Below are 23,592 nucleotides of genomic sequence, written 5' to 3' on the forward strand. Positions count from 1 at the left end.
CTCCTAAAATTGATGAAATCCTTCAACTGGTAACACAAAGACGGTTGCTCCACCGACTTCAACTTCTACTGGATAAGGAACTCCACCGTCCATAGAGATATCCAACGTGACAGGTGTTGAAACAAATTGTTTTCTTGATTCACAAGTTTTTTTGATGATTTCTAATGCTTCTTCTACACGTTCGTCTTCAATCCCAACAATAAATGTACTGTTGCCAGCTTTCAAAAAGCCACCAGTTGAAGATAATTTTGTTGCACGGATATTGGCATCAATCAATTCATTGGATAAACGATTACTGTCTTTGTCTTGAATAATTGCTAAAATAATTTTCATATACAGTCACCTTCCTAGTTTTCAAAAAATTGTGGATATTGTTCAACAATGGCTCTGTAACTTGTTTGAAGTACCTCTTCAAAGCTCTTTCTTGCATCAATTTTATAAATACGTTCAGGATTCTCTTCAGCTATTTTTAAATACGCATGACGTACTCGTTGATGAAATTCCAATCCTTCTGAATCTAATCGATCGATTTGACCTCTTCGGTTCTCTTTAATGCGATGCAATCCAGTATCTGAATCAATATCGAGATAAAGGGTAAAGTCAGGTGTCGTACCTTCTGTAGCAAATTCATTCAAGCGGGCAATCTCAGAAACACCGATTCTACGTCCCGCCCCTTGATAAGCCAATGAGCTGTCTACAAATCGATCACATAAAACAATGCTTCCTTCTGATAAAGCAGGTAGGACTTTCTCGACCAAATGCTGTCTTCTAGCCGCAGCATATAGCAAAGCTTCTGTCCGTTCATCCATCCGATCATTTTTAGGATCAAGGATAACTGCCCGAATCTCTTCGGCAATCGGGATCCCACCTGGTTCTCTTGTTTGAATGATCTTTGTTTTTGCTACTTTTTTCAAAAGAGGTAATAACTCATTTAGAATACTGGTTTTCCCAGCTCCATCTGGTCCCTCGATCGTAATAAATAGTCCGTTCACATTTTTGCCCCCATCTCTTGCGTTACTTCTTTATTGTAGCCGAAATTCTTTTTTATAGAAAATTTATAACTCGCGTCTGCCTTCTACCGCTTTTAACAGGGTCACTTCATCAGCATATTCGATATCCGAACCAACGGATAAGCCGTGGGCCAATCGAGTGACTTTGATACCAGCCGGTTTGATCAATCGTGAAAGATACATGGCAGTAGCTTCTCCTTCAGTGGTTGCATTTGTTGCAATGATCACTTCTTTCACTTGATCATCATGTAGGCGTTCAAGTAACGAAGAAATGTTGATATCTTCAGGTCCAGTCCCTTCCATTGGAGAAAGAACCCCATGTAGAACATGATAAAGCCCACGATATTCCCGCATTTTTTCTAACGCCATCACGTCTTTTGGTTCTTCGACAACTAAGATAACCCCCCGGTCTCTTGAAGGATCTTTACAAATCTCACATGGGTCTTCTTCTGTGATGTTGCCGCAAACACTACAAAAATGAAGATCTCGTTTGACACTTAACAACGATTTAGCAAATTCATTCACGATTTCATCTTTCATATCGATCGTGTAGAAAGCTAATCTTGTGGCTGTTTTCTGACCGATCCCTGGCAGTCTCATGTAACTATCGATCAATTTAGCAATTGGTTCTGGATATTGCATTTTCATTACCCCTTTAGGAAAAATTAGAAGGGTAACCCCTTAGTATATTTTCCCATTGTTTTTTCAGATTCTGCATCGATTTTTGTCAAAGCATCATTGACAGCCATCATCAACAGGTCTTGCAACATTTCTGTATCTTCAGGATCCACGACACCTTCACTGATTTGGATGTCTTTCATCCGACGATCACCTGTAAAAATAACTTTCACTAACTCATTGGTTGCTACACCAGTAAATTCTGTTTCGTTCAATTGTTCTTGTGCTTGAACCATCTCTTTTTGCATTTTTTGGACTTGTTTCATCATCCCTTGCATGTTTCCCATTCCGCGCATCATAATTGATCATTCTCCTTTTTTTATTTAATCATCAATGATTGTCACAACATCTGTGCCAAAGATTTCTTCGGCTTTCGTGACGATCGTTTCTTCACTTGGTGCTTGTTGAGGGATCAGTTCGATCTCTTCATCTGAATCTTCCGGAGCAAAAGAATCATCATTACTCCCGTCTTTTGCTTGGACTAAATAGTCTTTGCGGATCGTTGGCCAGCTTTCTCTCGTGATATAGACTGAATCTGGTGCATAGTCTTTGATCATTCGACTTAAATTATTATGGATCGCCAACTGTAATTCTTCGTCGTTAGCAGCTCGTTGACAAACGATCTCGTAATCAAACGCAATGACTAACCCATTAGGACTAGCCGCAACTGGTTCACTTGCTTTAAGCATCGCTCGTTGTGTCACAGACAAACTCATCAACAAATCGTCCCAGACTTCTTTGACTTCATTCAAATGCTTTCTGGTCGCTTCTCTTAGAACCTGATACACTCGTTCAGTTGGTATCCGATACGTACTTGCTTGTTTCTTTTGAACAGGAGCTTGTGTTTGCTTGGCAGTAGTTGAAGGGGTTCCCCCATTCGTTTTGATCTCATTGATCGCTTTTTTCAGCTCTTTGATCTCTGCTTGTAGCTGATTAATTAACTGACTGTCTACTTCACTTGCTTGGTTACTACTTGAAGGAGCAGCTGAACCAGAAGCTTGAGCTAGCTTGACGGTTGCTACTTCCAGATAGATCGTAGCACTATTAGTAAAACGAATCTCATTTTGTGTTTCACTCAAAATATGGATCATCTGAAAAAGTCGAGGTGCAGGTACTTCTTTTGCTAGTTCGACAAATGGTTCTCGAAGTGAAGTTGTTCGTTCTGCTACGAGGTTTGGTGCTTGTTGGTACATCAGTAAGTCACGACAATACTGTAAAAGATCTTCTAAAAAGCGCCGTGCTTCCTTACCAGCAGCTAAGATATCTGTTAATGATTCTAACGCTTTGGGCACTTCATTATTCACACAAGCGCCTAAAAATTCATCCATCATCTCGTTGGTTAGACTACCGGTAACTTGCATCGCATCATCCACAGTTACGATCCCATTACTAAAAGAAATCGCTTGGTCCATGATACTTAGCGCATCACGCATCCCGCCTTCTGCTGCTCGAGCAATAACCCCTAGTGCTGGTTCTTCATATTGTACGTCTGATTGCTTTAAAATGTATGCCAAATGCTCAACGATATCTGCTGCATTGATTCGTTTGAAATCAAAGCGTTGTGTTCTGGAAATGATCGTTGCTGGTATCTTATGTGGCTCGGTTGTTGCTAAAATAAAAATAACATTTTCTTTAGGTTCTTCTAAAGTTTTCAACAATGCATTGAACGCTCCGGTAGAAAGCATATGCACTTCATCTATGATATAGATTTTATAAGTTGCTTTTGTCGGTGCGTAGTTCGCTCGATCTCGAATAAAACGTATTTCTTCGACTCCGTTATTACTTGCTGCGTCGATTTCAATCACGTCTTCTTGTGTTCCCGCTGTAATCGACTGACACATTTCACAATGATTACAAGGTTCTCCATCTTGACTATTCGGACAGTTGATAGCTTTTGCAAAAATTTTAGCTGCACTCGTTTTACCAGTTCCTCGTGGTCCTGTAAATAGATAAGCATGAGAAGTTTTATGGGAAACGATAGCATTTTTCAACGTCTGTGTCACCGCTTTTTGCCCGACGATGTCTTCGAAACGCTGTGAACGCCAGACACGATAGAGTGCTTGATATGCCATGAAGATCCCCCTTTTTTGAAAAATTCACTATCTTTTATTATACGTGATTTTGCTAAAAAAAACTACTATAGTTATGAGAAGAATCATGATTTGTCGTTTGTAGTTACTTGTGTATTCCCCGATTCTTTCAAATAAATACTCACAAACAGCTTTCTCGATCTTCCTTGTTTTTTTCAACTGAAAGAAAATCAGCTAAACAGCTAATATCCATCTTCCGTCTGAGAGTTTTTTATTGCTCCTATGGTATAATAGAGTCATTCATTTAACAATCAACATTCATAAAGGGAGGAATTTTTTATGGGTCTTATCAAAGCAGCAACAAGCATGATCGGCGGTGGATTAGCAGATCAATGGATCGAAGTAATCGAACCAGCGGATATGAGCGATACAACAGTTATGACAAAAGGTGTGAAAGTACGTAAAGATGATAAACGTGGCTCCAATCGTAAAGGAACAGAGGATGTTCTAACTGACGGAACCGTTGTCCATGTCTATCCGAATATGATGATGCTCCTTGTAGATGGTGGTAAAATCATTGATTATACTGCTGAAGAAGGCTACTACACGATCAAAAATGACTCTGCTCCTTCCATGTTCAATGGTTCATTGAAAGGTGCGATCGCAGAAACTTTTGAACGTTTTAAATTCGGTGGCGTGACACCTCAAAAGCAACAAGTCTTTTATATCAATCTTCAAGAAATCAAAGGAATCAAGTTTGGTACCAGTGCGCCGCTGAACTATTTTGACAATTTTTACAATGCTGAATTGTTCTTACGAGCTCATGGTACTTATTCGATCCATATTACTGATCCAATTTTGTTTTATACCAACGCTATTCCTAAAAACAAAACGCAAGTAGAAATCTCAGATATTAATGAGCAGTATCTGGCAGAATTTTTAACAGCTCTTCAAGCTGCAATCAACCAAATGTCTGCTGATGGTCAGCGCATTTCTTATGTTCCATCAAAAAGCTTAGAATTAAGTAAATACATGGGCAATGTTTTAGATGAATCTTGGAATGAATTACGTGGTATGGAAATCGTTTCTGTCGCAGTAGCAAGTATTTCTTACACAGATGATTCAGTGAAATTGATCAATATGCGTAATGAAGGTGCGATGTTGGGAGATCCAAGTGTCCGTGAAGGCTATGTTCAAGGTTCGATTGCTCGTGGGATGGAAGCAGCTGGTAAAAATGATGCCGGGGCGATGACTGGCTTTATGGGCATGGGAATGGGAATGAATGCTAATGGTTCTTACCTTTCACAAGCAGCACAAAATAACCAGGAACAAATCAAACAACAAGCTGAAAAACAAAACCAACAAACCGCTCAAGGGAGCAATGATACTTGGACATGTCCAGTCTGCGGAACTGAAAATACGGGAAAATTCTGTTCTAACTGTGGGGCAGCCAAGCCAGTTGCAAATGTCCAACCAAAGTTACAAATGAAATGTAGTGAATGTAACGAAGTGGTCGATCTTTCAAATGGTATCCCTAAGTTTTGTCCAAATTGTGGAAAACCATTCAAAGGAATCCCACTCGACTAAGTTTTAGAAAGGTGTGGATAGAATGGACGTTCTTACACATAAATGCCCAAACTGTGGGGGTCCTCTCACGTTTGATCCAAAAGATCAAAAATTCCACTGTGACTATTGTTTAAATGTTTACACTGAGGAAGAAGTCAGTCAGTACGAACAAGAACAAAAAGCAGCCCGAGGGATTCACTCAGAAGATCAACCGCCTTCCCAACAAGATTCTGAAAAAGATTTTACTTTTACTGCAGATGAACAGTTGGAGCAGATGGATGAAGCAGAACGAAAAGCGTTTGAAGAAGCTGGTGGTTTTTCTGATCCTAGCGATCAAGCAACACCAGCTGAATCAGTGGAAGAAGAAACAGAAGCAACGATGGAACTATTTCTTTGCCCAAGCTGTGGAGCAGAGATCGTGACCGATGCAACAACGGCTGCTACTTACTGCTACTATTGTCACAATCCAGTTGTTTTATCCGGACGGTTAAGTGGAAAATTACTGCCAAATAAAGTCTTACCGTTTGCAGTCGAAAAAGAAGAGGCGGTCGAAAAATTCTTAGCTTGGACAAAGAAAAAATGGTTTGTACCCAAAGAATTTTTCAACAAAGACCAAATCGACAAACTAACTGGCGTTTATTTTCCTTATTGGACAACGGATGCAACCGTTGACGGCTCTATGCAAGCGACCGGAACAGTGATTCGTATTTGGCGAGTGGGTGACATCGAGTATACAGAAACCAAACAGTTTGCTGTTCATCGAGAAGGCTCACTTTCCTTTAAAGAACTAGTAAAAAATGCATTGTCCAAGAATACCCAACAAAAAATGGTGGAAGCAGTCCAACCGTTTCCTTTGAACAAGGCAATTGACTTCAAAAGTCAGTATCTGGCAGGGTTTCAAGCAGAAAAACGAGATATCGAATATGAAGCAATCAAATCACAAGTGCAAGATGAACTGCAAGATTACTCCGAGAAATTGTTACGTGACACCGCAAATGGTTATACCACATTGACCAATGTTCGGACTTCGACAGATATCACTAGTGAGAATAATGAATATGTTCTTTTACCGGTATGGTTAGTCACTTATCGCAGTAGTGATGCCAATAAGAAAGTCTATTATTACGCCATGAATGGTCAAACAGGTAAAGTCAGCGGTGTTTTACCCATCAGTCATAAAAAACTGGGCTTGACGGCTTTTGGAATCTTTGCTGTATTGGCGATCCTCTTTATGATTGGAGGATACTTGATATGAAAAAAAGAATTTTGCTTTTCTTTCTAGTCCTATTCGGTTTCTTTTGGAGTTCTTCCGTTGACGCTGCTACACCCGCAGTGAACGATGAAGCTGGTTTGTTCACGCAAGAGCAGATCCAATCTTTAGAGCAACAAATCCAGCCTATCAATGAGAAGATCAAAGGACAAATCTTTATCGTAACGACGACTTCCAACTCAGAAGAACCTCGAACGTTTGCAGATGATTACTTAAGAAATGCGATCGGTAATGATCAAAATGGGGCTGTTCTGTTGTTAGATATGGGACAACGTGAGATTTACATTTCAACTTCTGGTAATATGATCGATTATCTTGATGATGCTCGGATCAATGACACGTTAGATGATGTCTACGACCAAATGACGAATTCGGCTTATTTTGCAGCAGCTCAAGCCTATTTGACTAAAACTTCAGAATATGTAGAAGCTGGAGTTCCTGGAGGACATTATCAAATTGATGAAGAGACTGGTAAGATCACGCGGTATAAAGTGTTGACGACGACTGAAATAGTGATTTCTATCATCTTAGCCCTGGCATTGAGCCTCGTATTCTACTTTGTAACAGTTTCGAGGTATCAGTTGAAATCAGGAACTTATAAATACCCATTTAGAGAAAAATCAAACGTAAAATTAACGGATAAAACAGATCGCTTAACCAACTCCTTTGTCACTACACGCAGGATTCCAAAAAGTCCACCTCCTGGTAGCGGTGGTGGCGGAAGTACGACACATTCCAGCGGTGGCGGGACTTTCGGTGGCGGAGGCCGAAGCTTTTAAAGCACTAAAATAGAAACGTTCATCCGTAAATTAAGATGCTTCCTTCATGCATTGTCGTCAGCTAAAGCTGATACAACTACATGAAGGAAGCATCTTATGTTTTCCACTGATCCTGTTTAAAAGATAATATTGTCTTCTAATAAATCCATATTGGTGATAATGATCCGATGATCTTTAACGGTGATTATCCCATTTTCCTTCAGTTGTTTTAAGATCCTACTCACACTACTAGCGGTAGAGATTCCGCAAAACTTGGCGATTTCTTCATTAGTGATCACAAAATCGATCATCATGCCTTCTTCGGTCCGAACCCCAAATAAATCATATAACTCGTAAAGTTGCGTACATACGGCACCTAATTTCCCATTTAAAAGCATTTGTTGCATTTTTTTCATGGAATACAGTAAACGATAACGATAATACTCTTTTACATAATGTTGCATCTTTGGATCTTCATTGATATGTTCCCAAAATTTCACTCGATTGATTCGATAAAATTCTGCATATTCAGATTCAATCCGAATATTGTACGGCGAATCAATAAACTGCGAATATTCATCTTTTAAAAGTGAAACAATCTCTAGATCTTTAATATACCTCAAGTTGAACTCACGACCATCATTTGAGATGACACTTGCTTTGACCGTGCCTTCTTTTAAAATATACGTGTAACAATCCTCCACTCCTTCAAAAGTTAGATACTTATGATATCTTTTTCGTACAATTGGAAATTGATTTTTCTCTAAATATTCCTTTAGCACTCTGCTGTCCAATCATGCTCCCCCATCCAAACATTTATCTAAAAAAATAATACAAGATTTCTAAGTATTTTAAAGCCCAAAGGTATTTTACTAATGATATTAACATTTGTTAAGTACCATTTTAAATTATGTCTGTGATTTTTTTCTTCTTTTCGTTTCGTTATACTGCGAATGTAAAAAAAAATGAAAGAATTGAGGAAAAAAATATGAACTACTGGATGAAAACAATTATTAATCGACTTGAAACAGCTTATCAAACAAGATTTGACATGAAAGCTTCTTTGGTTTTCTTAAATGATGCTTACCAAAATTCGATTGAATTGATCAAAGCAGTCGATGAAAAACCATCGAATGAATTAGAAGAATTTTTAGAATTATTTATGACGACTCGAGACTTGTTCATTCGTCAATTGGTCGATCGCTATCCATCAAATTACCACGATGTTGAAGTACAAATCCAAAAATTAAAAGCTTATTCAGATTAAGGGGTAAACACAAAGCAAATGGAAAAAAAATTATTCAATAAACATTTTATCGGAATCACTCTTATTAATTTCATTGTCTATTTAATTTATTATTTACTGATGGTCATTATTGCCGTTATTGCTCAAGATGATTTACATGCTAGTATGAGCCAAGCAGGTTTTGCTTCTGGTATCTACATCATAGGTACACTTTTGGCTCGTTTATTTATGGGTAAACAACTTGAATTATTTGGGCGCAAGTTTACTTTGCGTGGTGGAGCGATTTTTTATTTACTCTCTACTTTAGCCTATCTTTTCACCCCAACGATCGGCGTATTATATCTGGTACGTTTTTTAAATGGGTTTGGCTACGGGACCGTTTCGACAGCAACCAATGCGATCGTCACTGCCTATATTCCTGAATCAAAAAAAGGAGAAGGAATCAATTATTATGGTTTAAGTACTAGTTTAGCTGCTGCTATCGGACCCTTTTTAGGAATGATCTTGCTTAATCTGACTGATTTTCATTTTATTATTTGGTTTTCTATCGTTTTAGTTTTTCTTGTAACGATTGCCTGTCTGATGTTCCCAGTCAAAAACATTGATTTATCTGATACTCAAAGAAAATCACTACAATCTTGGAGTATCCATGGATTCATTGAGAAAAAAGCATTGTTCATTACAGGAATCGCCTTTTTAATGGGTCTTTCTTATTCAAGTGTTTTGTCCTTCTTGTCTTCTTATACGAAAGTCATTCATTTAGTCGCTGCAGGCTCCTTTTTCTTTGTGGTCTATGCGTTAGTTATCACCTTCACTCGCCCATTGACGGGACGTATTTTTGATGCTAAAGGCGAACAGTATGTCATGTATCCTAGCTATTTGTTCTTGACTGCTGGCTTGTTTCTACTAAGTGCGACAACGAACAGCATCACCTTACTTATTTCAGGCGCACTCGTTGGTTTAGGTTACGGGACTTTCATGTCAAACGGACAAGCAGTTTGTTTGAAAATCGTCAAAGAACACCGTATCAGTATCGCTCTTTCAACTTACTTCATCGGATTAGATCTAGGTCTAGGTGTTGGCCCCTACTTGATGGGAATATTGAAATCTTATACGTCATTTAGAGGATTATACATTGTTTCTGGTATCATTCCTTTGATCTGTACAGTTCTCTATATCGTTTATAATAAAAAAAAGAGCCACTCAGCAAAACTTGAATGGAATTAGTGATGAACTGAAACTGATTCAAGAAACGAATAAAAGGTGTTGAAGTATTCACCTCTAGCAAAACATTGGCCGAAGAATCCAAAGATAGAAGAAACTATTTTTGGATTCTTCGGCTTATTTTCATGATTAGATACTTCTGTCAAAACTCCTTTTTGTTCAGAAACAATCACTCAACTTTTATTCTGCTAACCCATAAACTTCTAGTTCATAAAGACGGACAGCTGTATCTGCGCCTTGAGTTGGTTGATCGATGATGACTCTCACAAATCGGGCAGTCGTTGCTGCAAAGGTATTTAGCGTTGAACCTTGCGTATTATTAGTTGTTCGCGAAACTTCTTGGAAATTTTCTCCGTCTGCACTCACTTCTATAGTATAAGCTTTGGTATTCATGCCTACACTTTCTCCTCCTGCAGAAGCGTGGGCCATGCGCACTTCACTGATCAATTTAGCTGTTCCTAAATCAACCGTGATGGTATGTGGCGCACTCCCTACAGCACACCATTTTGTTCCAAGATCACCATCGACAGCAAACTTTGGTGCCTCTGATTCATTCACATATGAAGAGGCTTCTGCTTTGGCACCTTTAGATAATAAACTCAGACCAGCTTGGGCATTCTTGGTAACCGTAACGATCCCTTTCATTTCAGTTGTCGTTTCTCCTGCTTCATTGATCGCTGTCAATTCTACATCGTAGCTTCCTTCTTTTGAATAAGTGACACGAGGCTGTTCTTCCGTACTTGACTCTACATCAGCACCTTTGAATGTCCACTTTAAACTTTGGGTATTTCGTGAAGAGGTGTTCGTAAAAGTGATCGGTTCTCCTGGCGCTACCAAAGTTTTTGAGACAGTAAAGGAAGCACGTGGTAACTGAACAGGTGGCCAGTCAAAACTGTTTGGTCTGGAAGGTTCACCCTTGTTGCCATAGATATCAACTGGCACAACTTCGATAGCTGTAGCTGTTGCATTTTGACGTTCTAAGCCATTGATAAAATAATTCTCAGCAGGTGTGGCTCCGATAAAGACACGTGTTCCATCGTCTAGAACGCGGTAAATTTCATAGTGTTTGATGCGATCTGCTTGTGGACTAGTCCAAGATAATCTGATCCCGGCAAACATTGCTTCTTCGTCAAATGACAAATCATCGAACGTAACATCATTGACCGCTGTTGGACTCAGCACCTTTTTAGGTGTCGCAGAAATTTGACCTAAGAATAACTCATAATTCTCATTTGCTTTTGCTGAGGCTACCTCATAGGCAATCGACGTTACTTCTTTTCCAGTTGCTTTATTCAAAGGATAAGAAACCGTTGTCCAGTCATTCCCTATTTTTTTATTGCCATTAAACGTTTCAAATGTACCATCAGCAAAACCTAACACTAGTTTCAACGTGGTTCGATCAGATGCTTTGGCTGTCGTCGTAAATGACATGTTTTTTTCGACTTTGACTTTTGTTTGATACAGTTTGATCTTACTTGTTACTTTTTCTGCCATCTTACCTTTAAAAGCCAAAGAACTCCCACCATTAAAAGCAGTAGTATAGTCCACGCTACCAGCTAATTTATTGCCAGCTCCTTCTTCGATAATATAGCGGTAAGTCGGCATGATATCTTGGAGACTTCGATTATTCCATTCATTTGTTGAAACTTGTTGCCCATTGCTAAAATAGCTGTAACCATTTCCAACATTGAAATTGGTGATAAAAGGCCATTGCGTAATAGCGGTTTGTTCAACCGAAAAAGTAGAGATTCCAGGCCAACTTGTGCCGGTTGGTAGTGTACTTTTAGTAGGATCCCCTTGTTCATTGATCCAGAATTTTTCTTCTTTTTGTTGGTAGTCCATTGGGTCATTGGAAGAAGAATAGGTCCAACTTGGGACGTAAAGCCCTAGTGAAGTATAGGGTATTCCCTTCTTATCCGTAAACAACTCCCATCTGACCGGTGTATCGTACCCTTTTTCTTGGACATCGATTCCCGCAAATAAATCATAGGGATCAATGGCTAAACTTTCTGCTTTTTCTTTTGATTTACGCAATAGATCTTGGCCTGCTAAGCTAGAGGTATTCCACCAAAAATTCAAAAACATGCTATCTGCTACTGGATTCAAATTAGCATCCACTAAATAATCTTGGTTTTGATCAGTTAACGCATTCTGCCAATCCATTTTCCCGTCATTCGTCATGGAATCGTACCACATAACCTCTAACGCTCCAGCTGATTTTTGTTTAAATTCCACAATCAGTTCTTTCATTAAATCAGCGTGTTTTTTCGTTAGATTGGTTTCTGTCTCTTGATTGATGAACCATCCATCAAACCCATATCTTTGTGCGACTTCGATCATCTTGTCCACGATTGGAAAATGACCTTGAGCATCTTTTTCTAAAAAGGTATTCAACCATTCGATTTTTCCGCCATGGGCCCCTTGTGGAAAAAAGATCGTGCCTAAAACAGGCACACCATTTTTATGCGCCGCATCGGTAACATCTGGGCTTGGCGGAACAATGATACCTTCGCCAGCTGAGCCTCCCCAATAAACCAATTGATCAATATATTGCCAATTCGAAAAAACATTTGCATCAAACTGATTGCTCCCTCTTGGTGCATTTCCACTAGTGCTATTATTCATGATCGAAAGTGCGACAACCTTCATCTTTTCGTTTTGGGTAGTATTCGATTTTAATAAGTGTGATTTCTCCACTCGTGTGGCTAAAGGCTCAACACTAACATTGTATTTCGCATCTGTATCCTGATCAAACGTCCATTTAAGCAATTCATCAGGGAACCAGTAAGAGGACTCCGGTTGATTATCCATCGAAACCCTTACCTCGGGATTTGTGGCATCTACTTGTGCATAAACGACCGGTTCTTTCAGAGCAATTCCCATCATCACCGTTACCAACAATCCAGCTAAAGTACCTTCTAACTTCTTCATCGCTACCTCCTATGATTTGTTCTTATCTAATCGCTTGCTGCAACTGTTCACTCGTTACTCCTTTCTCAATTATTATCTTCCACAATTTATGATAGCGCTTACTAAAAAGGGTGTACATGAACAAACTATAGCTTTCTTGATACAAATTATAGGTGTTATCAATGAATGAATTTTATGAGAACATCCACTTTTATTGGTCTTTCTGATTAATAAAAACACTCTGTGTGGTGTTCATAGATTTTTTTCAATTGTTCGTTCGTTAATTTCTGACTGGTCACTAAATAATCGATTTCATGACTAGCAATTGCTTGATGAATGAAGCGTTGTTCTAATTTATCTTGTGTAGCTAACACCATCAAATGATTGGCTTGTTTACGAAACGCTCTTTTTACTAACGCTTCTCCTTCATGCTTTTCCGTCACGCCTTGATTAAAATCAAATCCTCGACAGCTGATGATTGCAAGGTCAGCAGCATAAGTCAAAATATCATTATACGCTTTTGCTCCGTTGATCGTTGCTCGTTTTTGAACGATTTTACCACCGACGATCGATACTTTTGCTGAAGTAAATTCACTTAACATAGCAGCAGTAATGACCCCATTCGTAATGATTTGCAGCCCCTCAAATCGACCTAAATTTCGAACTAAATGCAAACTAGTTGTACTAGAGTCTAAAAATAAAACCATATCATCTTTGATCAAATTAGCTGCAATATCCGCAATATAACGTTTTTCACTTTCTTCCTCTAAATGGGTGATTTTCATCATATATGGTACATCGATTTTCTGATTATCTACTAACATAGCCCCACCACGGACTCTGCGGATCAGACCACTTTGTTCTAAGACAACAAGATCTCGTTTCACTGTCGCTTCACTGTAATTTACTAAATCGATCAATTCAGTAATCCTGGCAAATTGGTTGATTTTCAAATGATTGACAATCGTTTGTTGTCGCTCTTCTACGTCACTTAACATCTTCCCCACTCCTTTCTCTTTCGCTTTATTTTACCATAAACAAAGATGCCTCCACCTACATCCAAAAACAGAATCGAGTGGTTAGAATGAAAATGCTTCGCTATAGGACATCAGCCGAAACAACTAAAGTTAGCGATTCATTGGCTTATTCCTAGAAATACTGAGCATTTTTTCATGACCACTCGATTTCGATTTCATTGGAGACTGTGTCAAAACTTGTCTCGGTCTCTTCTAGTATCTCTAAAACGAATAAACGGTGAGAAATTCGTCTTATTTATAACACTTGGCTTGATCGATCGTGTTTAAGATCGTCATTTTATGTTTCACTACTTCCTGTACTTTTTGATTCGCATAAGGGTAGATCATATTCGGTTCATACATTTCCGGGTTTTCATTTAAGATTTCTCTTAATGCATCGAAAAAGACACTTTTAAGATCCGAACTAAGGTTGACCTTAGCTACACCATATTTAACTGCTTCGCTTACTTCTTTATCCGGATTTCCTGAACCACCATGTAAAACAAATGGCAAATCGATGGTCTCATTCAATTCTTTCAATAACTCGATATTCAATTTTGGTGTTTTATCTTTAGGATATAAGCCATGTGCTGTTCCAATAGCGATAGCTAATGTATCAATATTCGTTTCTGCAACAAACTGTTTTGCTTGTTCAGGATCTGTGTAAATAATATTAGCTGACCCACCTTCTGCTGACCCATTATTCCCAATCGTACCAATTTCTGCTTCGACTGACACATCTACCTCGTGAGCTAGAGCCACCACTTCTTTAGTTATCTTTATATTATCGTCAAAGGATTGCAAGGAGGCATCAATCATAACCGAGGTATAGCCATTGCGGATAGCCCGTAACACATCACTTACTTTACCGCCATGGTCAAGATGGATCACTACAGGTACTTTACTTTTATGCGCATAAGCTCGAACAGCAGCAACAAATTCATCATTCAAGTAAGCAATCTCATCGGGATGGATCTCTAAAATCACTGGTGCATTTAACCGTTCTACTTCTTCCATGATTGCCTTTAACATATCATAACTACAAATATTAAAAGCAGGAACCGCAAATTGATTGTCTTTAGCTACTTTCAATAGCTCTTTCATTGTATATAACATTACACTTCCACCTCATTTATTATTTTTTCTTGCTTCACTATTTTTTCTTCATTTCCGACTTGTTCTTCGCTTGATTTCTTTAATAATCCAAGTGAAAGAGCCGTAACTACTGTCCCAGCACCAATCGCTAGCAAATACATGGGTAGGTGATTGATCACGTTAGGTATCAGCATGACCCAAATCCCACCATGAGGAGCAATGGATGTGACACCGGCAGCCATTGAGATACCCGCTGCAGTAGCAGAGCCAAGAATCAAGCTCGGAATGACTCGAATCGGATCTGAAACTGCGAAGGGAATCGCTCCTTCTGTAATATAAGAAGCACCAAGCACCCAACAGGATTGACCAGAAGTCCGTTCTTCTTTCGTAAATTTTTTCTTGAACAACAGTGTGGCTAAGGCGATCCCCAGCGGTGGGGTCATTCCAGCTGCCATACATGCTGCGATCGGTGCATTGACTCCGGCCGACATCAAACCAATGGAAAAAGTTGAGATCGATTTATTGATCGGCCCTCCCATATCAGCTGCCATCATCACGCCGATGATCAAGCCAAACATTAATCCGGAAGTATTACCTAAACTATTCAACCAATTGGTTAATACTTCTAATAACCACGAAATGGGTTGTTCGATTACAAAAACCATTGCTAAACCAATGATCAAGATAGATATTAACGGAACGACGATCAATTGATACATCGCTAAGATACCTTTTTTTACAGGAATTTTATTTGCCAGAAAATCTGTCACATACCCTGCTAACAGCCCCCCGATCATTCCTCCAAGAAATCCAGAACCACCAGTAGATGCCAGTAGCCCTGCCACGATCCCAGGTGCAAAGCCAGCTTTCCCCGCAATAGAGGTCGCAATCCCTGCCCCTAAAGCTGGCACCATCATGGCAAAAGCGGTGTCTCCACCAATTCTAGAAAATGCGGCAGCTAGGACATTATAGTCAGCTGATTTAGGATCCGCTGCAGTGATCCCAAAAGCAAAACTTAATGCGATAATAATTCCGCCCGCAATCACAAACGGTAACATATAGTTCACACCACTCATAAAATGGTTATAAAGTGTGGCTTTTTGTTTCGTGGCTTTTGTTTGTTCAACTGATTGAGCAATTTCTAACGTATTGATCCCTTTTAATGCTTCATCAATTACCAATTCTGGTTCTTTAATTGCTCGACTCGTTGAAACTTTTTTGATTCTTTTACCCGTAAAACGTTGCATATCAATTTCTTTATCAACTGCTAGAATAATCGCATCTGCTTCAGCAATCTCTTTTGTAGTTAACCTATTTTCCGTTTTGATTCCTTGCGTTTCAAACTTTGCATCATGGCCTAGTTTTTTAGCAGTCCCTTCTAATTTCTCAGCGGACATATACGTATGCGTAATTCCCGTAGGACATGCGGTTACACCAATTATTTTCATCGTTATTCTCCCCTATCTGCTTATTCAATAACGGTCTCAGTTGATGCGTGTGACATTATTCGATGATTCATTTAACGGATTGCTTTTTCTTCATTTTTTAAAACGGTCATAATTTCTGAGGCTGAATTTGCTTCTTTGATTTGTTTTCTAAAGTTTGGATCAATTAATCGCCTTGACAACGCACTGAGAATCTCAAGATGACTGTCAGCAGCGTTTGCAGGAACCACGATTGCAAAAGTATATGCAATTGGCTCCCCATCTAAGCCAAGATATTCTGTAATCTGGCTGCTACGAACAAAACAAATGGTTGGTGTAATGACAGCCTTGCTTTTAGCATGTGGGATACCAAATCCAGCTTCAATCCCTGTAGGCACTTCCTCTTCTCTTTTGAATAATGCTTTGATTATTTTTTTTGCACTTTTTACTCTATGTGTGGTTTCAAGTGTAGTACCGATATATTCAAATAATGATTTTTTTGATCGAATTGAGTCATCGAAAAGAATCAATTCTTCTGAAATCAGTTGACTAATCTCCACTCCATATAGCCTCCTTTCACTATTTGTTAACGCTTTCTAATAAATGTGGCAAGTATAGCATCCCTAATTCAGCCATTCAATGCTTTGAACGAATAACGAAAAATGGATCAAATTTTTAAAAAATCAGTCAAAAAAATGATCGATAGCGTTCATCAAAATTAGAGATTCATGTGTTTCAGGCGTTCCTTATACAAATAAAACACAACGTATTTTGACCGTTACAATCAAAATACGTTGTGTTTATTGATGATCAATCAATTCTTTCCCAGTCAATCGTTTCTCCAGGAACTTTATCGGTATTCCACCATTTTGCACGATATTTTACACCTTTATACATGACAATATCCCCAGCAACATACACTTTATCTTTATCCCAAGTTTCAATTGAAGGATCTTCCGTGTTGCCATTGTTATTATCATCATCGGTAATATTTCCTACATCACCTTTCATTTCATCACGATATTCCCAGATTTTCTTCGTTAATTTTGGTAGTCTTGCTAATTCTTTTTTAGTATCAGCAGTAACTTCGATAGCCCATTTTTCAAAAAATGGCGTTAGATTTTTGTTACTGATCTTTGAAGCAGATAAGATAAAATGTTGTCGCTTGTCTTGTTCTGTCCATAGCTGTGGACTTTCTTCACGATATAACTGATATAGTTTAGGATAGAAGTCGCTGCCAAATGCTAATTCCAGCTGCCAAAACATTCCTAGTCGAACAAATTCATCTTGTTTATCAAAATTTTTCGATTGACTTCGATTCAAATAATTGAAAATATCCGTATATACGCGATCTTCTTCTAAACGACTACGCTGCCCTAATGCTTTTTGTACCCGCATCGAAAAGATATTCACGGTCACTTCGGTCATATCCTCCCAACCCATATCATCAATTTGATAGGTATGACCTAATTCATGCCAAATCCCCCACTGTGAGGAACCGTCTGGATCTAACAAGACTCTCATCCCATCTGCATAATTAAAACCAGTATGTTGTTCATATGCGTACATATAATCTTCTCTGGCACTCGTTTCACGCATATGTTGAACTAAGCCAGTTGGTTGACGATGGATTGTAGCGCTATTATCGAGTCCGGCTGTTTGATCGTGAAGATCAATTACTTTTTCTTTCGTTGTTAAAATTTTAGTTGGGTCCTTCACATAATTAATTGTTTTGTCGGATCCTGTAACCAAAACTCGATCACTGACCAATTCATAAGCAGGTGCATTTGGATGATTTCTTACTTCATTCTGCCAATCTTTATTGGTCATTTTTCCTAGAATAAAACGTGGAATTGTAATACCACCACGTATTTCAATTCTCGTTTTTTGTTGCGTGATGCGAGTGGATTCATTTTGGATATGGATCACGCCTTCTTGAGTACCGGAAATGACGTTTCTTCCTCTATTTAGTCGTTTCCCTTTCGTTGCCCCTTCGAGATAATCTTTCAGACTAGCCCTGGTAATCGTATACGTCGGTAGTTGTTGCGCCGTTTCATCTACATAAATTTCGATCGTATCATTTTTACGTTTATAGATCCCTGTAGATTGATTGCTACTAGGACCAAACCAATTCCCGATTTCTTCCCGATAACTCTCAACATCCTCACTTTGATAAGCATTCAAAACCGTTGAAACGTTTTCATTACTTCGCTCTGAAAGAACGACTTCCGTCCCAATAGTCGGTTCATTTACTGTTGCCTCAACATTTAGGTCATTTGATAAAATAACCATACTGAACAGTAAAGACCCCAAAATCATTGCTTTCTTCTTACTCATATTAGCACCTCTTAATGTTATTTTTTATTTATAATATAACATTAACATGCATTATTTTATAAATGTTGTCGTTTTTTTCCAACAGAAGGAAATAATGAAAATCAGACTTTTAAATAATATGGTATGATAAATTTTTAGTGACCATTTTTTGATTATCAGAAACAGAAAACACAAAAAAACAGACTACCTTTATCAGATAGTCTGCTAAACATCGTATGAACAATGTTTTGATTATTCTGCAGCGTTTGCGTCTTTGAGACCGTATTGATGGTTCAGTGATTCTTAGTGTAGCTTAATGGTACTTGTATCAAGGATTTTTAGCCTTTCAACACGCCAGAAAATGTACTGTATTTTTTGCAAAGTATGGTCAAAAGTATGGTCAAAAAATCTTACTCGCCAGTGTGTTTATTTTAGAGTTAATCTACAATATAATTCAAACGAACTATTGGATTTAATCCTAATAATCTTACTTTCTTTTTCCATTCATCTAAACGATTTTTTAAAATAAACATATCCAAATCATTCAAATTTATCTTCCCATTTGATGTTGATAATTTCTTAGTTCTTTTCAACACTATCCAAATGCCAACATTTTTGATTGGTAATGATTGAGTTTTTTCTTGTAGTATATCACTTTTGTATATTTCTAACGCAGCTTCCGATTGACTAACAACATAACTTAGGTCAGATGAGCCACTTCCCATCTTAACAGCGTATATTGTCTCATTATCTTTATCATCAAAATACAAATCTGCAATTTCAATCTTCCCTATGCCAGTATCATCAATGTCTCTATCATGATTTTTGTAGCGATTGTCTTTTTCTGAAATATTGCCGTTATAGTAGTTTTCCCGATAATACTTACGCTTCACAATTTTTTTCAATTCTTCTTCTGTAATATCCTGATTTTTAGGTAAATTTTTTTCTTGAATTAAGATGTCATTCAAATATTTGTCATGTTGTGATTTGCTGTAATTAAACTGCGAATCGTAAATAACTTCTATTTCATTTAATGAATTTTCAAGATAAGTCTGATAGTCTTGATTAAATTTATACCACGTCCCTGAAATCAAAACGCATTTTTCAACATCATCAGAATAATCAATAAGCTCTATTAGTTCAAGCGATTCTTCATTCCCATCTTTCTTTACCAGCACAGTTATATTTAATATCTTATCATCTTTAATTTTATTATTAGAAATGAATTTTTTTATTTCAAGCACGTTTAAATTGTCTAAAATTAGCTGACTATTTCCACTTTTTATTTTAAAGCTTTCTGGGCTAGAATAAAAAAATTCAGTAGTTCCTTTAATTTCAAATTCTGAAATAGAAATATTTATATTACCTTTCTTAATCGCTTCTATAAGCTTTTTATTAAGTCTAGAAAGTAATACATTTTCTTTCGTTGTTACTTTTTTTAATAACGGAATTGATGTTTTATCCTTATTACTAATCAAAACTTTTTGAATAAAAACTATGATGTTGAGTAAATTATCGATACTATTTTCGAATAAGCTAAACTTAATTGATGTTCCTATTTCAATATCCTCTTTATACACATTAAAATCTTTATCTAACTTCGCCTTACCTTTGATTTTTGTAAGTGCTTCACCACTATCAAAAATCAGCACTTCACTGTTTGTAAATGCATTTATAGTTTTGTTATTTTTACTGTAAGGAGCAACTTTTGAAATCATTTTAATATCTTTGTATTCAATTTTTCTAGCAAAATTAAAAGCCATTTCACGATCACAATATCTGTCAGCTAAGATATATGACGTTCCAAAAGCGTATACATAATGATTGTTATTATTCGTAATAAGTAATATTGCCTTTGGATTACTAATATATTTAATTTCATATTTTGAAAAATTATTCGCAATCCATTTCCACTCTGGTTCATTTTTATTCTGCTCATCACACAAAAAAAATTGAAGTGTAAATTTTTTTCTTTTGAAGACTTTTTTTATTTCCTCACTTTCTGAAAAACCTTTGAATTTCAACTCTAATAAGAAAATTTCTATTGCATGCATCTTTACTTTTTTAGACCGTTTATCTCTGAGTGTCTCTATTTTTTCTTGTGACAATTGAAATTTTTGACATTCTTTCTCAGTTAGAGAAATTTTTTCATCTTTTATCTTATATAGATTAACTTTCATATCCTCACCTATCCAAACTCAATTTGAACTCAGCAATATCACATATTTTATTTGCTATAATGACAATTCTTCACTCAATATCCTGTACTAATTCAGAAACCAATTCTGCCTGTCCATATCGTTCAGAAAAAGCTTCAAACGCTCCAAATTCAGCCACATCAATTCCAATAATTCGATTTTTCTCATCAATCATTGACAAACGAATACTGTCTATATCTAATTCCTTCAATTTTCGGATGGTAACAACTTTATCATTGTCCTTATTTTCCATCTCATAACTAGGAATTCCAATCACTGTGTGTAAAATCCAATAACCTAAGTCTTTAGAACGTTTTGACTGTAAATTCTTTCCGTTAGCACCATTTACACTTGCTTCAATCTGACTACCATCAGGCATCCTTAGCGTAAAATCAACGTAATTTAATGAATTTTTATTCGAAACCCTATATGCTTCTGGATTTTCTCGAATAAAATCTGCTTGTTGACTTCCAACTTTCTTTTCAGTATCAATAAAATTATGTCCAAAAAACCAGCCATTGAATTGTTCATGTATCCATTTAGGAATTCGAATTTCAACATCCCAAGGACGATTATTTTCTCTAGCACGATGCCATTTGTTTATTCCAGCACCATTAGGAACATCAATTCGTTTATCCCCTCGAGCTATACTTCCTAGTACACTATACAGTGGCAAATAGAGGTCAGGAAGCGTACTCTTTGCTTCGTCTTCTTGTGGTAACTCAATCATTTTTATTAGCTCAAAAGGATTATCAAACTGTTTTATACCAATTGATGTAATGATTGTACTAGGAGATGCATCAAATTCTTCTAACAACACTGATTTTGAAGCATAAAATTTATAGTTATTCAATCCATCCGTGAATGAAAAGGTTTTTCCATTAGAAGACAGTAATTTTAATGAATCCAGTTGAACTAAGTCATATGGGTTTTCTACGATATTCATCACTTCATTATCACGAGTAATATAGTGATATATATCATCACCCTCGTTTGTATTATACAATCGTTTATCCACCCAGATACGATCATTTCTTAATTGTGCAACTTTTCTAATCACTTCTTCTGGTGAACCATGGTCAATAAGTGGTCTAATTTCTTCTGGAGCTAACTTATTGAACTCTGCCACTTTCTGATAGGTTTTATCTTTACTATGAATCCATGTTTTAAGTCCGACCCCTACATTTTTTCCATTAAGTTTTGCGACCGCATCAAAAGCAGAATCTTTTCTTGTTAAATCCTCCACATCAAATACTTTTGCATATAATTGTTCATGATTCCGATAATAAAGGTATGGCTTTTGTGCATTTGTTCCTTCTTGATTATCTTTAAAAAGGCCAGATAAAGCACCGAATATTTTCAGAAAATGAATATATTCATTTTGTTCTTCTGCTTTAAAACTTTTCCAAATTATGTTCGCCACAATCGTTCCCACCTTTATTTTAATACCTTGATTATACCAAACCAATAGTAATAAATACTAGGGTATAAGAAAAGCTAGACTCTATTCATACGAATAGAAATCTAGCTTTTTGTTTTTTTGAACATTCTTTGTATATTCATCTGCAGTCATAAAATCAATTTGATTGTCTTCTTTAAACTTTTCAAGGTCTTCAGCTGTGTTTACAACCTTAACTAACGTACTTTCTCCTTCAAATCTCCCATCCATCTGCGTATGCATAATATAAAATTTTCCACTTGTTTCATTTGAGTCATAATCATTGCCCTCAAATTTCAAAGCTTTTGAAATATTATCTGCAATTCTTTTGATTACAGGAACAACAACGCTATTCCCAGCTTGTTTATATAACTGTGAATGTGCTATTTCAGGCAATTTAAATGTGGATGGATACCCCTGAACATTAAATGTTTCTCGAGGTGTCAATTTTCTTATTCCATCTTTTCCTTTAATCAACGGAACGTTATGACCACCTGTTCCCATGTTTGCTGTGAGTGTAGGTACTACACCTGATTTATTTTCTCTAACATACTGTCTTCTCCATTGATAGACCGTATTGTCATCCACAATGCTTTTTTCTAATTGTTCATAAAATGGTTGACGGTTCTTTTTATAGTAATATTTGTCATCTTTAGGATTTTCAAAATCTATCACATCACTTAATTTTGTAGTAAGTTCAACTTTAGAGGGGAAATGAAAATTATCAAATGCTTGCTGATTTCTAAATCCTACTACATAAATTCTCTCTCTATTTTGTGGAACATTGCCATAATCTTTGCCATTCAGAACTTTCCACTTGATAGAATAACCATTCATCGTTAATGCTTCTCGAATAATCTTAAATGTATTTCCATGGTCATGAGTTACCATGTTTTTTACATTCTCGATAAATATTACTTTTGGTTTATTTTCTTTAATAATTCGTAATAACTCAAAAAACAAATCGCCACGATCATCTTCAAAACCTTTTCTATAACCAGCAATACTAAATGCTTGGCATGGAAAACCTCCAACTATTAAATCAGAAACAGGAACTTCTTTTGAATCTACTTCGTGAATGTCTCTCTTGTCTAGCGGTGTTTGAGGATAGTTTTCCGCATAAGTAATCTGTGCGTTTTTATCAAACTCATTTGCATACACCACTCTGAACTTGCCAGTTTGTTCAAAACCTAGCTCAATTCCACCGACACCACTAAAAAAAGCAGCTACTGTGTGCTTTTTAGCAGTTGTGGAACTTACAGAATTTGTCATGTTTGCTTATCTCCTTATTATAAAGTTAACTTTGATATTATATCACAGTTTCAACACCTTCGAAACATAAAACTTGTGAATTCGAAAATACCAAATACTAGTTGTCGTTAACCTATTGCAAAAAAAAAATAAAATGCTATC

20 protein-coding genes are annotated in these 23,592 nt (G+C 37.0%); 5 read left to right on the plus strand and 15 right to left on the minus strand.

Annotation, left to right across the window (positions count from 1 at the left end; translation table 11 throughout):
* Positions 1-3 precede the first annotated feature (3 nt).
* From IGK91_RS09525 to dnaX, 5 genes are all read right to left on the minus strand, one after another.
* Complete coding sequence (locus IGK91_RS09525; protein ID WP_010718688.1) at positions 4-333, minus strand: cyclic-di-AMP receptor; 330 nt, start codon at positions 331-333, stop codon at positions 4-6.
* A 14-nt stretch (positions 334-347) separates the two neighbouring features.
* Positions 348-992 carry a dTMP kinase gene (gene tmk, locus IGK91_RS09530; RefSeq protein ID WP_081123239.1) on the minus strand — a complete coding sequence of 215 codons (645 nt, stop codon included), beginning with the start codon at positions 990-992 and terminating at the stop codon, positions 348-350.
* A gap of 63 nt (positions 993-1,055) precedes the next feature.
* The gene (recR, locus tag IGK91_RS09535) at positions 1,056-1,652 is read right to left on the minus strand and encodes a recombination mediator RecR (protein ID WP_010718690.1); all 597 of its coding nucleotides are present in this window, start codon (positions 1,650-1,652) and stop codon (positions 1,056-1,058) included.
* Positions 1,653-1,675: 23 nt separating this feature from the next.
* The gene (locus tag IGK91_RS09540) at positions 1,676-1,987 is read right to left on the minus strand and encodes a YbaB/EbfC family nucleoid-associated protein (protein WP_010718691.1); all 312 of its coding nucleotides are present in this window, start codon (positions 1,985-1,987) and stop codon (positions 1,676-1,678) included.
* 24 nt (positions 1,988-2,011) lie between these two features.
* On the minus strand, positions 2,012-3,760 hold the full coding sequence (dnaX, locus tag IGK91_RS09545) for a DNA polymerase III subunit gamma/tau (RefSeq protein ID WP_010738042.1): 1,749 nt from the start codon (positions 3,758-3,760) through the stop codon (positions 2,012-2,014).
* A gap of 297 nt (positions 3,761-4,057) precedes the next feature.
* Here dnaX and IGK91_RS09550 point away from each other — a divergent pair, with 297 nt between their 5' ends.
* From IGK91_RS09550 to IGK91_RS09560, 3 genes are read left to right on the plus strand one after another with little or no spacing between them, the layout of a single operon-like run.
* Entirely contained in the window at positions 4,058-5,305 is a 1,248-nt protein-coding gene (locus IGK91_RS09550; RefSeq protein ID WP_010718693.1) for an SPFH domain-containing protein, read from the plus strand.
* A gap of 22 nt (positions 5,306-5,327) precedes the next feature.
* Positions 5,328-6,539, plus strand: coding sequence for a hypothetical protein (locus IGK91_RS09555; RefSeq protein ID WP_010718694.1), 1,212 nt, complete (start codon positions 5,328-5,330; stop codon positions 6,537-6,539).
* Positions 6,536-7,333 carry a TPM domain-containing protein gene (locus IGK91_RS09560; RefSeq protein ID WP_010738043.1) on the plus strand — a complete coding sequence of 266 codons (798 nt, stop codon included), beginning with the start codon at positions 6,536-6,538 and terminating at the stop codon, positions 7,331-7,333. The genes IGK91_RS09555 and IGK91_RS09560 overlap by 4 nt, the downstream gene beginning before the upstream one ends.
* Before the next feature lie 116 nt (positions 7,334-7,449).
* Here the strand turns inward: IGK91_RS09560 and IGK91_RS09565 are convergent, their stop codons facing one another.
* Positions 7,450-8,106, minus strand: coding sequence for a Crp/Fnr family transcriptional regulator (locus IGK91_RS09565; protein WP_010738044.1), 657 nt, complete (start codon positions 8,104-8,106; stop codon positions 7,450-7,452).
* A gap of 194 nt (positions 8,107-8,300) precedes the next feature.
* Here IGK91_RS09565 and IGK91_RS09570 point away from each other — a divergent pair, with 194 nt between their 5' ends.
* Both IGK91_RS09570 and IGK91_RS09575 read left to right on the plus strand, forming a co-directional pair.
* A complete protein-coding gene (locus tag IGK91_RS09570; RefSeq protein ID WP_010718697.1) occupies positions 8,301-8,579 on the plus strand; it encodes a hypothetical protein in 279 nt (92 codons plus the stop codon).
* A gap of 18 nt (positions 8,580-8,597) precedes the next feature.
* The gene (locus tag IGK91_RS09575) at positions 8,598-9,785 is read left to right on the plus strand and encodes an MFS transporter (protein WP_010738045.1); all 1,188 of its coding nucleotides are present in this window, start codon (positions 8,598-8,600) and stop codon (positions 9,783-9,785) included.
* A 177-nt stretch (positions 9,786-9,962) separates the two neighbouring features.
* Here IGK91_RS09575 and IGK91_RS09580 read toward each other — a convergent pair whose 3' ends face one another.
* From IGK91_RS09580 to IGK91_RS09620, 9 genes are all read right to left on the minus strand, one after another.
* Positions 9,963-12,713, minus strand: a complete 2,751-nt coding sequence (locus tag IGK91_RS09580) for an endo-beta-N-acetylglucosaminidase (protein WP_181934386.1) — start codon at positions 12,711-12,713, stop codon at positions 9,963-9,965.
* Between the two features lie 206 nt (positions 12,714-12,919).
* Entirely contained in the window at positions 12,920-13,690 is a 771-nt protein-coding gene (locus tag IGK91_RS09585; RefSeq protein ID WP_081123240.1) for a DeoR/GlpR family DNA-binding transcription regulator, read from the minus strand.
* 270 nt (positions 13,691-13,960) lie between these two features.
* On the minus strand, positions 13,961-14,824 hold the full coding sequence (locus IGK91_RS09590; protein ID WP_010738048.1) for a ketose-bisphosphate aldolase: 864 nt from the start codon (positions 14,822-14,824) through the stop codon (positions 13,961-13,963).
* Positions 14,824-16,251, minus strand: a complete 1,428-nt coding sequence (locus tag IGK91_RS09595; protein WP_128479073.1) for a PTS fructose transporter subunit IIC — start codon at positions 16,249-16,251, stop codon at positions 14,824-14,826. The genes IGK91_RS09590 and IGK91_RS09595 overlap by 1 nt, the downstream gene beginning before the upstream one ends.
* A gap of 71 nt (positions 16,252-16,322) precedes the next feature.
* Positions 16,323-16,787, minus strand: coding sequence for a PTS sugar transporter subunit IIA (locus IGK91_RS09600; protein WP_010738050.1), 465 nt, complete (start codon positions 16,785-16,787; stop codon positions 16,323-16,325).
* 250 nt (positions 16,788-17,037) lie between these two features.
* Positions 17,038-18,564 carry a M60 family metallopeptidase gene (locus IGK91_RS09605; protein WP_258924974.1) on the minus strand — a complete coding sequence of 509 codons (1,527 nt, stop codon included), beginning with the start codon at positions 18,562-18,564 and terminating at the stop codon, positions 17,038-17,040.
* Positions 18,565-18,980: 416 nt separating this feature from the next.
* A complete protein-coding gene (locus tag IGK91_RS09610) occupies positions 18,981-20,723 on the minus strand; it encodes a DUF6119 family protein (RefSeq protein ID WP_003127390.1) in 1,743 nt (580 codons plus the stop codon).
* A 70-nt stretch (positions 20,724-20,793) separates the two neighbouring features.
* The gene (locus tag IGK91_RS09615) at positions 20,794-22,176 is read right to left on the minus strand and encodes a hypothetical protein (protein WP_430605293.1); all 1,383 of its coding nucleotides are present in this window, start codon (positions 22,174-22,176) and stop codon (positions 20,794-20,796) included.
* Between the two features lie 69 nt (positions 22,177-22,245).
* Positions 22,246-23,451 (minus strand): DNA cytosine methyltransferase, encoded by a 1,206-nt coding sequence (locus IGK91_RS09620; RefSeq protein ID WP_003127388.1) that lies wholly within the window; start codon positions 23,449-23,451, stop codon positions 22,246-22,248.
* Positions 23,452-23,592 lie beyond the last annotated feature (141 nt).

It is taken from the genome of Enterococcus sp. DIV1208 (genome assembly GCF_050530455.1).
In the GTDB taxonomy this organism is placed as follows: Bacteria; Bacillota; Bacilli; order Lactobacillales; family Enterococcaceae; genus Enterococcus_B; species Enterococcus_B hirae.

Excerpts from the sequence above, each read along its gene's own strand:
- IGK91_RS09595 (WP_128479073.1), bottom strand. The coding sequence starts at position 16,251 with ATGAAAATAATTGGTGTAACCGCATGTCCTACGGGAATTACGCATACG.
- IGK91_RS09605 (WP_258924974.1), bottom strand. The coding sequence starts at position 18,564 with ATGAGTAAGAAGAAAGCAATGATTTTGGGGTCTTTACTGTTCAGTATG.
- recR (WP_010718690.1), bottom strand. The coding sequence starts at position 1,652 with ATGCAATATCCAGAACCAATTGCTAAATTGATCGATAGTTACATGAGA.
- dnaX (WP_010738042.1), bottom strand. The coding sequence starts at position 3,760 with ATGGCATATCAAGCACTCTATCGTGTCTGGCGTTCACAGCGTTTCGAA.
- IGK91_RS09590 (WP_010738048.1), bottom strand. The coding sequence starts at position 14,824 with ATGTTATATACAATGAAAGAGCTATTGAAAGTAGCTAAAGACAATCAA.
- IGK91_RS09575 (WP_010738045.1), top strand. The coding sequence starts at position 8,598 with ATGGAAAAAAAATTATTCAATAAACATTTTATCGGAATCACTCTTATT.
- IGK91_RS09585 (WP_081123240.1), bottom strand. The coding sequence starts at position 13,690 with ATGTTAAGTGACGTAGAAGAGCGACAACAAACGATTGTCAATCATTTG.
- IGK91_RS09550 (WP_010718693.1), top strand. The coding sequence starts at position 4,058 with ATGGGTCTTATCAAAGCAGCAACAAGCATGATCGGCGGTGGATTAGCA.
- IGK91_RS09620 (WP_003127388.1), bottom strand. The coding sequence starts at position 23,451 with ATGACAAATTCTGTAAGTTCCACAACTGCTAAAAAGCACACAGTAGCT.
- IGK91_RS09560 (WP_010738043.1), top strand. The coding sequence starts at position 6,536 with ATGAAAAAAAGAATTTTGCTTTTCTTTCTAGTCCTATTCGGTTTCTTT.
- IGK91_RS09555 (WP_010718694.1), top strand. The coding sequence starts at position 5,328 with ATGGACGTTCTTACACATAAATGCCCAAACTGTGGGGGTCCTCTCACG.
- IGK91_RS09525 (WP_010718688.1), bottom strand. The coding sequence starts at position 333 with ATGAAAATTATTTTAGCAATTATTCAAGACAAAGACAGTAATCGTTTA.
- IGK91_RS09570 (WP_010718697.1), top strand. The coding sequence starts at position 8,301 with ATGAACTACTGGATGAAAACAATTATTAATCGACTTGAAACAGCTTAT.
- IGK91_RS09580 (WP_181934386.1), bottom strand. The coding sequence starts at position 12,713 with ATGAAGAAGTTAGAAGGTACTTTAGCTGGATTGTTGGTAACGGTGATG.
- IGK91_RS09540 (WP_010718691.1), bottom strand. The coding sequence starts at position 1,987 with ATGATGCGCGGAATGGGAAACATGCAAGGGATGATGAAACAAGTCCAA.
- IGK91_RS09610 (WP_003127390.1), bottom strand. The coding sequence starts at position 20,723 with ATGAAAGTTAATCTATATAAGATAAAAGATGAAAAAATTTCTCTAACT.